Raw genomic sequence first — 14,088 nt, forward strand, 5'->3', positions numbered from 1 at the left:
ATGGCGGCGGGCGACTGGCAGCGGGACGTACTGCGGGAATTGCGGCAGCCGGGTGCGGTGCAGGACCAGGCCGCAGCACCGGACGATCCGCAGCCTCCCGCCACCGCCGCGCCTGCGACTCCCCATGCGACGTTGCCGACCGGACCCACAGCGACCGGCCCCACCGCCGCCCCCCGTTCGCCTCTCCCCACGCCCGAGTCCGTCCCCGTCATGGATCCGCGGCTCGCCCTCGTCAAGGGCCGCCCCCAGCACGGTGACTCCGTGGCCCGGCGCACCGGGCACTCCCTGCGCCGCTTGACCTCCTCCGCCGCACGGGACGTCGCCGAGGCGACCCGTGTCGCGGAGCAGTTGCAGCAACCTGTCACCACCGGGCGGCACATCGCGGTGACCAGCATCCGCGGCGGCGCGGGCAAGAGCACCGTGTCCGCGTTGCTGAGCCGGATCTTCAATCACTACCGGCACGACCCGGTGCTGACCCTGGAGGCCGATACGGCCCTGGGCACGCTGCCGGTGCGGCTGGGCGTGGAGTCGGTCCGCTGGTCGTGTGCCGATCTGGCGCGGATCCTGAAGCCCTCGATGCAGCTGACCGACATCACGGGCTATCTGGTGCCGCTGGAGGACGGCGGGTGGCTGCTGCCCGCGGGGCAGGGACGTGTGGGCGCTCAACTCGACATCCGTACCTATCGATTGGTGACCATGGCGTTGCGCCGCTACTTCGGAGTGACAGTGGTCGACTGCGAATCGCTTCCGGGCGACATCGCACGTACCGCGGTGGACACCGCCCACGGCCGGGTTCTGGTGGCCCCCGCCACCGTGGAAGGGGTCGTGGGTGCGCGGACGGTGCTGGACTGGATGGCGGGCCTGCCGCGCACCGCGCTGCCCGGCACGGTGGTCGCACTCACCTCGGTCTCGCCGGACATGACGACCGATCTGAAGGCGGCTTCCCGGCATCTGCAGGAGACCGGCGTGCCCGTGATCGGGATTCCGTACGACCGGCATCTGGCGGCGGGCGGTCCGGTCCGCACCGATCTGCTGGGACAGGCCACCCGGCAGAGCGCCACCCTGCTGGCCGCCGAGGTCTTGCGGCGTGCGGCGGCGCTGCGATGACCCACTGTCTGATCCACCGGCCGGCCCGCTCCACGCATCCGCTCCCGCAGCCCGCGCCCCTCACGGTCGAGGCGCCGCCGAATCTGCCCGAGGGCAAGATCGGCAATGCGGCGACAGCCATGCTGCCCATGGCCGGCGTCATGGGCTCGGTCGTGATGATGACGGTGATCCGCAACAGCCAGTTCGCCGCCATCGGTGCGGTGGTGCTCGTCTTCGCCTTGCTGGGAGCCGTCGCTCTCTTCGTGTCTCAGCGCGGCAAGGCTCAGCGCACCCGGCGGTCCCAGCGTGAGCGGTATCTGGAGTATCTGGAGGAGATGCGCGAGGAGTTCGGCCGCCTGGAGCGGGAACGCAGAGAGACGGCACGGCTGCTCAGCCCGCCGCCCGAGGCGCTCTACGACATCGTGCGCGACCCGTCACGGCTGTGGGAACGGCGTCGCCCGGACGCGGACTTCCTGCAGATGAGGGTCGGCACGGGCGCGGTCCCTCAACAGGAGCTGACGATCGGACAGCAGAGCGGCAGCAGTGTGCTGACACCGCCGGATCCCTTCATGCTCAACGAGGCGAACGCCCTGATCTCACGCTTTACGGTCGCCGCCGACTTCCCGCTGACCGTCCCGCTGGACCGCGTCGGCAATGTGAGCATCATCGGCGATCGCGAAGCCGTCGTGCGCGTCACCCGCACTCTGCTGGTCCAGACGGCAGTGGCGCACTCGCCGGATGACGTCGCCCTGGCCCTCGGATTTCCGGGGGAGCGCGAGGACGACTGGGCATGGGCAAAGTGGCTGCCGCATGTGCTGGCCGTCGACAGCGGCGACGGCCCGGTCGCCGCCAGGCGGACCGCGCCCAGCCTCGCCCAGCTCACGAAACTGATCGGGCCGGATCTGCGCGGACGTGCCTCCTACGCGGCGGAAGTACGGCGGGGTCTGTCCAGCCGCGATGCGTTGCGCATGACCGGCCGGCTCGTGGTGATCAGCGACGAGTACGGCCAGGATGCGGCCGAACTCCCCCGGCCCGACGACACGGTCACCCTTTCCGACATGGGTGTCACGGTGCTGCATCTGCTGGAGAAGCAGGTTCAGGAGCCCGACCAGGTGGCGGTACGGATCCTGGTGGACGGCGACCAGGTGACGATCGAGGACCTGCGCACCCCCGAGGCCCGTCCGGCGCACGGCGCCCTCGACGTACTGACGGCGCCCGGCGCGGAGGGGCTGGCCCGGATGATGGCACCTCTGCGGCTGTCGGCCGAATCCGTCTCCGAGGGCACACCTGTCTCCGGCCCCGTGGACTTCGCCCAGTTGCTCGGAGTGGACGATCCGGCAACCCTGGATCTGGACGCGCTGTGGAGGCCCCGGAGCGAGCGGGCTTTTCTGCGCGTGCCGATCGGCCTGAACGACCGCCACGAGCCAGTGCTGCTGGATCTCAAGGAGTCCTCGGAGCTCGGCATGGGGCCGCACGGCCTGTGCGTGGGCGCCACCGGCTCCGGCAAGAGTGAGCTGCTGCGTACGCTCGTCCTCGCCCTGGTCGCCACGCATCCGCCAGAAGACCTGGCCCTGGTTCTGGTCGACTACAAGGGCGGCGCGACCTTCGCGCCCTTCGCGGACCTGCCGCACGTCGCCGGTGTCATCACCAACCTGGAGAATCAGGCCGGACTCGTCGAGCGCGTCCACACCAGCCTCGCCGGTGAGATCAAGCGCCGCCAGCAGGTACTCAAGGATGCGGGCAACCTAGCCGACATCGGACACTACGCGGCGCTGCGCGCCAAGAAGCCGGACCTGGAGCCGCTGCCGCATCTCTTCGTCGTCATCGACGAGTTCGGTGAACTGCTTACCGCAAAGCCGGACTTCATCGACCTCTTCCTCTCCATCGGCCGGATCGGCCGCTCGATCGGCGTGCACCTGCTGCTCTCCAGCCAGCGCATCGAGGGCGGCAAGCTCAAGGGCCTGGACACCTACCTCTCGTACCGGCTCGGCCTGCGGACGTTCTCGGCCGACGAGTCGCGCACCGTCCTGGACACCACCGACGCCTTCCATCTGCCGCCGCTGCCCGGCTTCGGATACCTGAAGGTCGATACCTCGACCTATGAACGCTTCAAGGCGGGGTACGTCTCCGGGGCGTACCGCGGCCCGGCCCTGCGCGAGCAGAAGGCCGACGAGCCTCTTGCCTGGCCATACCCTGCCTTCAATACGTTGCAGGACCCAGAGGCCACGGCCATGGACGAACCGGCGATGCGGGAACGGGAGACCGGGCCGACCGTGATGTCGGTGATGGGCGACCAACTGCGGGCAGCGGCCACTCCCGTACGGCGGATCTGGCTGCCCCCGCTCCCCTCCGCGCTCACCCTCGAAACCGCCGCCGGTCCAGTCGGCGTCTCCGAGCGCGGCCTCCACCTCGCCCGGCGCCCAGGAACAATGCGCGTGCCGCTCGGGTTGCTGGACGACCCGGCCAGGCAGTGGCAAGGCCCCTGGAACCTCGACCTCACCGTGGCCGGCGGCCATGTCGCCGTCATCGGTGGTCCGCAGTCCGGGAAGACGACTCTGCTGCGCACGCTCGCCCTGTCGCTGGCCATGACCCATACGCCGCAGGAGGTCGCGATCTACGGCCTCGATCTGGTCGGCGGTGGCCTCGCCGCCCTGGCCGGGCTGCCACATGTCGGTGGCGTCGCCGGACGCATGGACCGCGAACGGGCAGCACGCACGGTCGCCGAGGTACGCGCCATGCTCGGCGCACGCGAGGAACTCTTCCGCGAGCTGGGCATCGACTCCATCGACCAGCTCCGCGCTCTGCGCGCCTCGGGGCAGGTACCCCGACTCCAGTCCACCGACATCGTCCTCATCGTCGACGGCTTCGGCGCTCTGCGCGACGGCTTCGAGGACCTGGACGACGCTGTCACAGAACTGCTGCGGCGTGGCAGCGGCTACGGCATCCACGTTGTCGCCGGCATGCTCCGCTGGAACGACGTCCGTATCGCCACCCAGTCACTGTTCGGCACGCGCACCGAACTGCGGCTCAACGACCCCGCGGACTCGGGCATCGACCGCAAGCTCTCCGAAACGCTCGCTCCCGACGAGCCCGGGCGTGTGCTCACCGACGCCAGACTCTTCGCGCAGGCCGCCCTGCCCCGGATCGACGCTGACGCTACGGCCACCGGAATCGGCCCGGCCCTGGAGGAGGCCGCCCGTACGATTCGCGTGACCTGGCACGGCGAACTCGCCGCTCCCGTACGGGTGCTGCCCTCGCGACTGGCCACCGCCAGGCTGCCCTCCATGGCCGCCGAGCCGAAGCGGATCCCCATCGGGCTCGGCCAGGACGCCCTGGAACCCGTCCTCTTGGACCTGTTCGAGCACGACCAGCATCTGCTGATCCTCGGCGACACCGAGTGCGGCCGAACCAACCTCCTCAAGCTCATCTCGCGGCAGCTCATCGACCGCTACTCGCAGGACGAGCTGGTCTTCGCGGTCATGGACCCGCGCCGCGGCCTGCGCGGAGTCGTCCCAGAGCCATACCGAGGCGGATACGCGCACAACCCGAAGCTGGCGTCCGCCCTCGCGACCGGCATCGCGAGCGAACTCGACAAGCGACTGCCGGACGACACCACAGACCACGACTCCCTCGATGACGGCCCAGGCTTCACCGGTCCTCGGATTGTCATCCTCGTCGACGACTACGACGTCCTCACCACCGCCGGGCAACAGCCGCTGGCGCCGTTCCTGCCGTATATCTCCTCCGCGCAGGACATCGGGCTGCACTTTGTCCTCGCCCGACGTGCCGCCGGCTCTTCCCGCGCGCTCTACGAACCGCTCCTCACCGCGCTGCGCGAGGCCGGCACCGCCGCCGTCATTATGAGCGGCGACCGCTCCGAGGGACAGCTCTTCCCCGGTCTGTACGCGTCCGTGCAGCCGCCCGGCCGCGGCACGCTGGTTCGCCGCGGCCGCCCGAACCAACTGATCCAGACCGCACTCGAACCGGAAGATCCAGGACACGCCCTGTGACGAACGACGTCATCGCGCTCACCCCGACGATGCCCGATGTGTGGACCGTCCTGGCCGGACTCCATGCCGGAGGGCCGGACCTGGGCGTGGCCACCACCGCGGACGGGGCTGTGATCCAGCTCTGCGCACCGGGCGGCCGCTCTCTGGTCTCCATCGAGGCGCCGATACTGGTCCACACTCCCGGGGAGGTGGAGCGACTCCTGGGTGCTCAGCCTGTGGGTATACCCGCGACACCCCTGTGGTGGACCGAAGCCCGTGCCTCCACCGCCATCCCCAAGGCCGAAAGCCTGGCCGGATCGTTCGCCGGCCGGCTCACGACCGTGCTCGGCGGCGCCACCTGGCCCCCGGAGGCCGCACACACCGCCGTCGTCCCGCTCTCCTCGGACATCACCGCGCTGCCGGCGGCCGACGACGCAGTGCCCGCCGTGGACGTACTCACCCACTCCACGGCCGTCGTCATTTCCGAGCGACCGCGCGTGGCGATGACCGCGTGGCTCTCCGACATTCTGAGCGTGTGCACCGAAGCCGAAAAGGCGCTGCACATCGTCACCCCGCCCCACGCCCGCCTCACCCTGGCCACCCGCACCGCACTGACCGGCGCGCCGAACCGCTGGGTCGTCCAGGACGAGGAGTGCGGCTACTACGACGGCCTCTCCGGCGCCGTACTGCGCTGGATCGACGGCACGTTCACCCCTGTCCGCACCGATACCGGCGCCACAGCTGTCGCCTCCTCGTTCACGCAGGGCGCCGAGACCGGTGACCGGCAGCTGATTCTCTCCTTCAGTACCCGCCACGCCCCCAACGAGCAGCTCGTTCTCGGCCACGCACTCGAAGCCGCGTGGCAGGCGCTCACCGGGTCTCCTCCGGCCGGCTGGAGCACCGCCGAACCGGTCAACCTCCCCTGGTCCACCCGCCAGTTGACGGACCTCGCACGTCACCGTGCCCCCAGACCCACCTGGCTCCTCGCGGTCGGTTCCCCGGACCGTCCGGCCATTGCCACCCTGCGAATCACCCGGACCAAGGAGGGCGTCGAGGAGGAGATCACCTTCGTCACCGGCTACAGCTCCGACGAGAACCCGCCACTGCACGCAATCGAGCCCCTCGCCGAGACGCTCGCCACCCGGCACGACCTGACTTCCATGATCGCGTCCCTGCGCACCGCACGCCGCGATCTGACGCTTCCTCCCCAACTGGAGGCACCACCCATCCCCGTCGCCTTCACCCTCGGGCCGGACAGCGTCAGCGACATCGGCCTCACGCACGCCCGCCGCCCACCGCTGAACCTGCACCCTGTTCAGCTCGGCCCGGCCACCCGCCCCGGGCTGCACTTCCCCCTCAGCGACGGCACCGACGTTCAGGCATGGGACTCGCTCCAGCTGCTCACACGACACCTCCGCGCGCGATAGCGGGAACCACGTACCTGTGCAGAACCGGCGTCTCCTTCCGCACGATCGTTTCCATCAATACGAACGCCGCGGCGATCGTGATCGTGGCGAAGGGGGCCGACCTCATCCGCGGTCGTGACAGGTTGCGCGGTATGGCGGATGCGTCCACCATCCGCAAGCCCTCGATGCCGTGCACGGCCGGGTCCGGGGCGACCACGGCGTCGGCTCTGCAGGGCCTCGTCGAATCAGGATGAACTCGGACGCTCAGTCACCTTCCGCTTCGTTTGCGTCTGTAAGGCTCTCCGCTGCGCAGAGATTTGTAGTCCACGTCCCGAAGTGGAGTGACTGGTCAACTGTGCCTGGGCATACGCCCCCTGGGGGCCTCCAGGGGACGGTGAGGGGACGTAAGTATCTGCGCGGATCGAGTAGCACCGACAAGGGATGCCAGCGCACACCCTCCTTGACCTGCAAGAATTCCACAGACTGAGCAAGACGAACAAGGACCGTCACGATCACCAGAGGACTCATAATCCGTCGGCCGTGGGTTCGAGTCCCACCAGCCCCACTGTGCAGGTTTCTGACCTGCAGAAACGTAACGCCGCTAGTGCGGATTCAGGACTTCGGCTCAACGGACTGAATCCGCTGCCCAGGACGTCAAGGGCGTTGCCGCCAGCGGTTGTTCGAACTGATCTGACCTGCACGGATGTGCCGTGCCGCCACCGGCAATGCCGCCCGCACGTGGCGTGTGTGAGTGGCCGGATGCTGAATTCGGGACGCTGGCAGGACGTAGGGAATCGGAAGTGGCCGCCTTGGGGCCATCTCGTCGATGCTGCTCAAGTGGGGGTGGCAGAGTGGGCGCGGGTGGCGGCAGGCGACGGGGCGCTGAACAACCTCTGGATCGCAGGGCTCCGTGCGGAGTGCGGGTAAACGGCCCGTACTGAAAATGGCCCCGGGAGAGCACTCCAGCTCGTACCAAGACGGCTCACAGGACGCGGCCGCACCGTTCCCCCGTAGAGCTAGGCCGGGCAGTCGGCCACTCGAGGGCGGGGGCCGACAGCCCAACACGAGCGCGGTCCGCGGCTGAAACGCGGATGCCCGCGAGTCCGGGGCGCAGGCTTCGCTCCCGGACTGGCGGACGCATGGTCGGACGTGGCGATGCGATGGTTCCGATCCGCTACACGGCTGTTGCCATGACCGTTGCCACAGGGGACTGGTCATCGAGCCCGTGAGGTACCGCTCAGCGTCGAGGGCTGCTTGACAGGCGGTGCCAGCTGCGGTGATGGCCTGGCGGTAGGTGTGGTCGACGACGTCCCCGGCGGCGGAGACGCCGGGGACGTTTGTGCGCGTCGAAGGCGAGGCGACCGTGAGGTAGCCCTCGTCATCGCGGTCAAGGACGCCCTGGAGCAGTTCGGTGCGGGGGGGTCGTGCCCTATGGCGACGAATCGGTCACCTGGGGCTCGGTGGTGTGCCGGTCTTGGCGTTGCGGTGAGGCCGGCGAGCTTGCCGCCGTCGCCGTGGATGGCGGCAACTTCGCTGTCCCAGGCGAACGGGATCTTCGGATCGGCGAAGGCGCGGTCCTGCATGGCCTTGGAGGCGCGCAGGGTGTCGCGACGGTGGACGACGGTGACGGACTTGGCGAAGCGGGAGAGGAAGGTGGTCTCCTCCATGGAGGTGTCGCCGACGCCGACGACGGCTTGAAGAAGAACCCGTCGCAGGTCGCCCAGGACACGCCGCGCCCGGAGAGTTCCTCCTCACCGGACAGGCCCAGTGCGGCGATGTCGAGCACCACCAGCGGCAGGACCATCTCCTCGACCGGGATCCGGTCCAGCGTGCGGGCCCCGGCGACGAAGTGCGCGGGCGGGTCGACATGGGTGCCCCACTGGCCGACCAGCGTGTAGCGGTGCACGGCTGAAACCCTCGCCCCGGTCGAGGTCGAAGGGCGAACCGCGCCGCTCGTCGCCGAAGCCGGGGAAGAGCGGCTGCCCCGGCCGGAAGGCATGGGTGAGGTTGGTGAAGGCCGCCTTCTCGGTCAGCGCGCGGTGCGCCGACCACAGCCGGGGCTCGGGCGCGCCCAAGGTCACCGGGTCTTCTCCAGAAGGGGGCGCGCGGCCTCGGCCGGGCGGTCTTCCGGGGTGGGCTCGGCGTCGACCGAGCGGAGGTCCGGGGCGAGCCCGGTGGCCGACTCCTCGACGACCGGTTCTTCGGCAGCAGCCGCAGCTTCCGCAGCCGCCCCCTGCCTCCGGGTCATCCCCACACCCACCAGCACCACGGCCATCCCCAGCATCACCCGGACGTTCAGGTCCTCGCCCAGGACGACCGCCCCCAGCAGCACGGACACCACCGGCAGCAGATAGCCGACCACGGCGGCGTTGGTCGCGCCCTCGTCGTTGATGATCCGGTAGGTGAGGTGGAAGGTGATCGCGGTGCAGAAGACGCTGAGGACGACGGCCGCGACCAGGACCGTCGGGCCGGGGGCGATCGACTCCAGGCCGCCGATCGGCACCGCGAGGGCGGTCAGTCCGCTCGCGGCGACGAGCTGGGCGGCGGAGAGCGAGATCGTGGGCGTGCCCCTGCGGACCAGGGTGCGGCCCATGTAAGTGAACGCGACGGCGTAGCTGGCGGCGGCGCCCAGGATCGCGAGGGCGCCCCAGCCGGTGGCCCCGGTCGTCTGCCAGGGGGCGAAGATGACGATCGTGCCGGTGAAGCCGAGCAGAAGACCCGCCAACCGTACGGGCCGCAGCCCGCCCTCCGAGCCGAGGGCGAGACCGAGGGCGATCGACCAGAGCGGGGTCGTGGCGTTCAGGACGCCCGCGAGCCCGGAGTCGACGGTCTGCTGACCGATGCTGAACAGGGCGAACGGCAGGGCGTTGCAGAAGAAGGCAGCGACGACGATGTGCCGCCAGGCGGCGACGCCCCTCGGCAGCCGGTGGCCCGTCGTGTAGCAGGCGACGACGAGGACGAGCGCACCGAGGACACAGCGCGCGAGCGTGACCTGGAGCGGGGAGAGCCCGCGCAGCGCCAGCTCGGTCCAGAGGAAGGTCGAGCCCCACAGCAGGGCGAGCACGGCCACCCGCAATCCACCCCACAGACCGCGCGTTCCGCTGTTGTCGCTCATGGCGTCTCCCCCATACTCGTTTTCTCGGTCAGTGGTTTTCTCGTCCCTGTCCTGAAGGTGCCTCAGCTGCGCTTTGAGGACAAGCAAATGGTTCTACTCATACTGTTAAGCTGAGCTACATGCTTGATGTGAGGCGACTGCAGGTCCTGCGCGCGGTGGTCACCAGCGGCACGGTCACCGCCGCCGCGGCCCACTTGGGCTACACCCCGTCCGCCGTCAGCCAGCAGGTGGCGGCGCTGGAGAAGCAGGCCGGTACGGCGCTGCTCGAGCGGGTCGGGCGCGGGGTGCGCCCCACAGCGGCCGGGCTGCTGCTCACCGAGCACGCGGCGCTGATCGGCTCCGCGGTCGCCCAGGCGGAGACCGCGCTCGCCGACCTCCGCGCCGGACGCACCGGCCGGCTGTCGGTCCGCTACTTCGCCACGGCCGGCTCCACGCTGGTGGCGCCCGCCCTGGCCAGACTCCGCGCCGAGCACCCCGGCGTCCGCGTCGACCTCCAACTCACCGACCCGGAGGACCCGTTCCAGGGGGTGGCGCGGGGCCGGGCCGACCTGGCCGTGGTGGTCCAGGCGCAGGACCGCGCAGGCGACGGCTTCCGGCTCGTCCACCTCCTCGACGACCCGTACGTGGCCGTACTGCCCCTTGGCCATCCGCTCGCCGGCAAGGAGGTGATCGACCTGCACGAGTTGTCCGGTGAGCAGTGGGTCGGCAGCGAGCCCCCAGGCCCTTGCCTCGAACCCGTCATCGACTCCTGCGCGGCGGCCGGCTTCAGCCCCGACTTCGTCATCCAGAGCGAGGACTACGCCACCGCGCAGGGCTTCGTCGCGGCCGGTCTCGGCGTCGGTCTGATGCCGCGGCTCGGGCTGCGCAACCAGCACCCCGGTGTCGTCGTGCGCCCGGTCCGCAACCCCGAGCCGGTCCGGGTGATCTCGGCCGCCGCCCGGGAGACCGCCCTCGAACAGCCGGCTCTGCGCGGCCTGTTGGACGCGCTGCGGGACGCGGCCGCCACCGCCGACCCGCCCGATGAGCCCCGGTCGGAATGACCGCGGCCTGCGGGGTGCGGGTCGGCGGCGGGGGCGTAAGGGGCGCATGTCAGGGCCCTGCGCGCCGGGCGGAGACCCGGACACCCGGCGGCCGCCGACAGCCACCGGGCACCCAGTCCTGCCCATAGCCAACCTGACCTGCTGCTATTTACGCGTCAGAGGCCCTCAACCGCCCTCTAGAAGAAGCCCAGCTTCTTCGGCGAGTAGCTCACCAGCAGGTTCTTCGTCTGCTGGTAGTGGTCCAGCATCATCCTGTGGTTCTCGCGGCCGATGCCCGACTGCTTGTAGCCGCCGAACGCCGCGTGCGCCGGGTAGGCGTGGTAGCAGTTCGTCCAGACCCGTCCCGCCTGGATGGCGCGCCCAGCCCGGTAGGCGGTGTTGATGTCCCGGGTCCACACGCCCGCGCCGAGCCCGTACAGCGTGTCGTTCGCCGTCTTGATCGCGTCGTCGAAGTCCGAGAAGGACGTGACGGCGACGACCGGGCCGAAGATCTCCTCCTGGAAGACCCGCATCCGGTTGTCGCCCTCGAAGATGGTCGGCTGGACGTAGTATCCGCCCGCCAACTCGCCCTCGTGTTCGACCCGCTGGCCGCCCGTCAGGATCTTCGCGCCCTCCTGCTGACCGATGTCCAGATACGAAAGGATCTTCTGGAGCTGGTCGTTGGAGGCCTGCGCGCCGATCATCGTGTCGGTGTCCAGCGGGTGGCCGGGCACGATCTTCTCGGTGCGGGCGATGCCCGCCTCCAGGAATTCGCTGTAGTGCCCGCGCTGGATCAGCGCACGCGACGGACATGTGCACACCTCGCCCTGGTTGAGGGCGAACATGGTGAAGCCCTCGAGCGCCTTGTCGCGGAAGTCGTCGTCGGCCGCCCATACGTCGTCGAAGAAGATGTTCGGCGACTTGCCGCCGAGTTCCAGCGTGACCGGTTTGATGTTCTCGGAGGCGTACTGCATGATCAGCCGCCCCGTCGTGGTCTCGCCGGTGAACGCGATCTTCGCGACGCGCGGGCTGGAGGCGAGCGGCTTGCCGGCCTCCACGCCGAAGCCGTTGACGATATTGACGACGCCGGGCGGCAGCAGATCGGCCACCAGGCTCATCCAGAAGTGGATGGACGCCGGGGTCTGCTCCGCCGGCTTCAGCACCACCGCGTTGCCCGCCGCCAGCGCGGGCGCCAGCTTCCAGGTCGCCATCAGGATCGGGAAGTTCCACGGAATGATCTGGCCCACGACGCCGAGCGGCTCATGGAAGTGGTACGCGATGGTGTCGTCGTCGATCTCGCTCAGCGAGCCCTCCTGGGCGCGCAGAACCCCGGCGAAGTAGCGGAAGTGGTCGATGGCGAGCGGGATGTCGGCGGCCAGGGTCTCCCGTACCGGCTTGCCGTTCTCCCAGCTCTCGGCGACCGCGAGTTGCTCGAGGTTCGCCTCCATCCGGTCGGCGATCTTGTTGAGGATCCCCGCGCGTGCCTCGGCGGAGGTGCGGCCCCAGCCGGGTGCGGCGGAGTGCGCCGCGTCCAGGGCGCGTTCGACGTCCTCGGCGGTGCCGCGGGCGATCTCGGTGAAGGGACGGCCGTTGACCGGGCTCGGGTTCTCGAAGTACTGGCCACCGGCCGGCGGGACGTACTCGCCGCCGATCCAGTGGTCGTAGCGGGACTGGTACGAGACGATCGCGCCGTCGCTGCCCGGCGCTGCGTATCGGGTCATCTCCAAGGCCTCCCGGTGAGGGCGCCGTCCGCCTTTGGACGGCGCTCGCCGTGAGGCTAGGAGTCCGTACGTTGCAAGCAGGTTGCGGGTCGGCCCGAGGGGTCATGCCGGGGGTCGGCCACGAGGGTCAGGCCGAGGGGTCAGCCCGGGGGATCAGGCCGAGGGCCGGACCAAGGGTTCGGACCGGCGTCAGGTCGCCTTGATCATGTCGGAGCACTTCTCGCCGATCATCATCGTGGTGATGCACGGATTGGTCGTCGGCAGGAACGGCATCACGGACGCGTCGGCCACCCGCAGCCCGCTGACGCCCTTGACCCGCAGCTGCGGATCGAGCGGCGAATCGGCGTCGTCCGCCGCGCCCATCCGCACCGTGCCCGCCGGATGGTAGACGGTGTTGTGCGTTTCGCGGATATAGCTGAACAGCTCCTCGTCGGACTGCAGCGCCGGGCCCGGAGCGAGCTCCGGGCCGGCCCACTCCGCCATCGGCGCCTTCGAGACGATCTGACGGGCGAGCCGCAGACCGTACGTCATCACCCGGATGTCGTGCTCGTGCGTGAAGTACCGCGGGTCGACCTTCGGCTTGTCCCGGAAGTCGCGGGAGCGGAGCCGCACCGTGCCCATGGACCGGGCCCGGGTGACGTTCGGGGTGAGACAGAAGGCGTTGTCGGACGTCGGGTAGCCGCGCCGGTAGGTGTTCATGTCGAACGGCACCGAGCCGTAGTGGAACATCAGGTCCGGCCGGTCCAGGCCCGGTTCGGTGTCCACGAAGATGCCGATCTCCCACCACTGCGTGGAGGAGGTGACCATGGGCTGCTTCGCCTCCCACATGATCACGCCCTCCGGATGGTCCTGCAGATGCGAGCCGATGCCGGGGGAGTCCACCCGCACGTCCACTCCACAGTCCCGCAGATGGTCCGCCGGCCCGATGCCCGAGAGCATCAGCAGCTTCGGCGAGTCGATGGCCCCGCAGCAGACGATGACTTCGCGACGTGCCATGACCGCGCCGCTGTGAATGGTGTCCGGCTCCAGGTACTCCACACCGGTGCAGCGCCGGTCCTCGTCGAACACCAGCCGCTTGGCCTGAAGATCGGTACGTACCTCCAGGTTCGGCCGCTTGCCGAGGACCGGGTGCAGATACGACACCGACGCGGACGAACGGATGCCATCCGGACGGCAGTTGATCTGGAACCAGTGGGCGCCGCGCACCACCGTGACGCCGGTGTTGAACGGGGTCGTGGGGATGTCCGTAGCCGCGCACGCGGCCAGCAGCGCCTCTCCGCACGGGTCGTTCGGCGGGACGGTGCGGATGATGACCGGGCCCGAGCGGCCGTGATGCTCTCCGGGCGCGTCATTGGTCTCCAGGCGCCGGTAGAGCGGGAAGCAGTCCTCGGCGCTCCAGCCCGTACAGCCCAGCGAACCCCACTCGTCGAGGTCCTCGGCCGGCGCCCAGAAGGCGATGCAGGAGTTGTGCGAGGAGCAACCGCCGAGCACCTTGGCGCGGGCGTGCCGCAGAAAGCTGTTGCCGTTCTCCTGCGGCTCCACCGGGTAGTCCCAGTCGTAACCGGACTCCAGCAGAGCCATCCACCGGTCGAGCCGGAGGACACTTTCGTTGCTCACGTCCGACGGACCGGCCTCCAGCACACAAACGCTGACGTCCGGGTTCTCGGTCAGTCGCGCGGCGATGACGGCGCCGGCCGTGCCGCCGCCGACCACCACATAGTCGAACTCGTGGACGGGGCTTTCTGCTGGCAT

General features: G+C 69.7%; 7 protein-coding genes and 2 pseudogenes. 4 read left to right on the forward strand and 5 right to left on the reverse strand.

Annotation, left to right across the window (positions count from 1 at the left end):
• The 3 genes from ACWDZ6_RS17770 to ACWDZ6_RS17780 are packed head-to-tail and all read left to right on the forward strand — an operon-like array spanning window position 1 to window position 6,502.
• Window positions 1-1,107: a MinD/ParA family ATP-binding protein gene (locus ACWDZ6_RS17770; protein ID WP_451503604.1), complete on the forward strand. Its 1,107-nt coding sequence runs from the start codon at window positions 1-3 to the stop codon at window positions 1,105-1,107.
• Window positions 1,104-5,096, forward strand: coding sequence for a type VII secretion protein EccCa (gene eccCa / locus ACWDZ6_RS17775; protein ID WP_451503605.1), 3,993 nt, complete (start codon window positions 1,104-1,106; stop codon window positions 5,094-5,096). Before ACWDZ6_RS17770 ends, eccCa begins: the two co-directional genes overlap by 4 nt.
• Complete coding sequence (locus ACWDZ6_RS17780; RefSeq protein WP_451503606.1) at window positions 5,093-6,502, forward strand: DUF6177 family protein; 1,410 nt, start codon at window positions 5,093-5,095, stop codon at window positions 6,500-6,502. Before eccCa ends, ACWDZ6_RS17780 begins: the two co-directional genes overlap by 4 nt.
• A 1,206-nt stretch (window positions 6,503-7,708) precedes the next feature.
• Here ACWDZ6_RS17780 and ACWDZ6_RS17785 read toward each other — a convergent pair.
• From ACWDZ6_RS17785 to ACWDZ6_RS17795, 3 genes and pseudogenes are all read right to left on the reverse strand, one after another.
• Window positions 7,709-8,249: pseudogene (locus ACWDZ6_RS17785) on the reverse strand (NAD(P)/FAD-dependent oxidoreductase); the annotation flags it as partial.
• Window positions 8,250-8,309: 60 nt separating this feature from the next.
• A pseudogene (locus tag ACWDZ6_RS17790) lies at window positions 8,310-8,480 on the reverse strand (cyclase family protein); the annotation flags it as partial.
• A gap of 78 nt (window positions 8,481-8,558) precedes the next feature.
• The gene (locus ACWDZ6_RS17795; RefSeq protein WP_451503607.1) at window positions 8,559-9,596 is read right to left on the reverse strand and encodes a DMT family transporter; all 1,038 of its coding nucleotides are present in this window, start codon (window positions 9,594-9,596) and stop codon (window positions 8,559-8,561) included.
• A gap of 119 nt (window positions 9,597-9,715) precedes the next feature.
• Between ACWDZ6_RS17795 and ACWDZ6_RS17800 the strand changes: the two genes are divergently transcribed.
• The gene (locus ACWDZ6_RS17800; RefSeq protein ID WP_451503608.1) at window positions 9,716-10,636 is read left to right on the forward strand and encodes a LysR family transcriptional regulator; all 921 of its coding nucleotides are present in this window, start codon (window positions 9,716-9,718) and stop codon (window positions 10,634-10,636) included.
• Window positions 10,637-10,812: 176 nt separating this feature from the next.
• Here the strand turns inward: ACWDZ6_RS17800 and exaC are convergent, their stop codons facing one another.
• Together exaC and ACWDZ6_RS17810 are read right to left on the reverse strand one after the other, a co-directional pair.
• Complete coding sequence (gene exaC / locus ACWDZ6_RS17805) at window positions 10,813-12,336, reverse strand: acetaldehyde dehydrogenase ExaC (protein WP_451503609.1); 1,524 nt, start codon at window positions 12,334-12,336, stop codon at window positions 10,813-10,815.
• A 189-nt stretch (window positions 12,337-12,525) separates the two neighbouring features.
• Window positions 12,526-14,088, reverse strand: a complete 1,563-nt coding sequence (locus ACWDZ6_RS17810; RefSeq protein ID WP_451503610.1) for a GMC family oxidoreductase — start codon at window positions 14,086-14,088, stop codon at window positions 12,526-12,528.

The organism is Streptomyces sp. NPDC002926 (assembly GCF_053591755.1).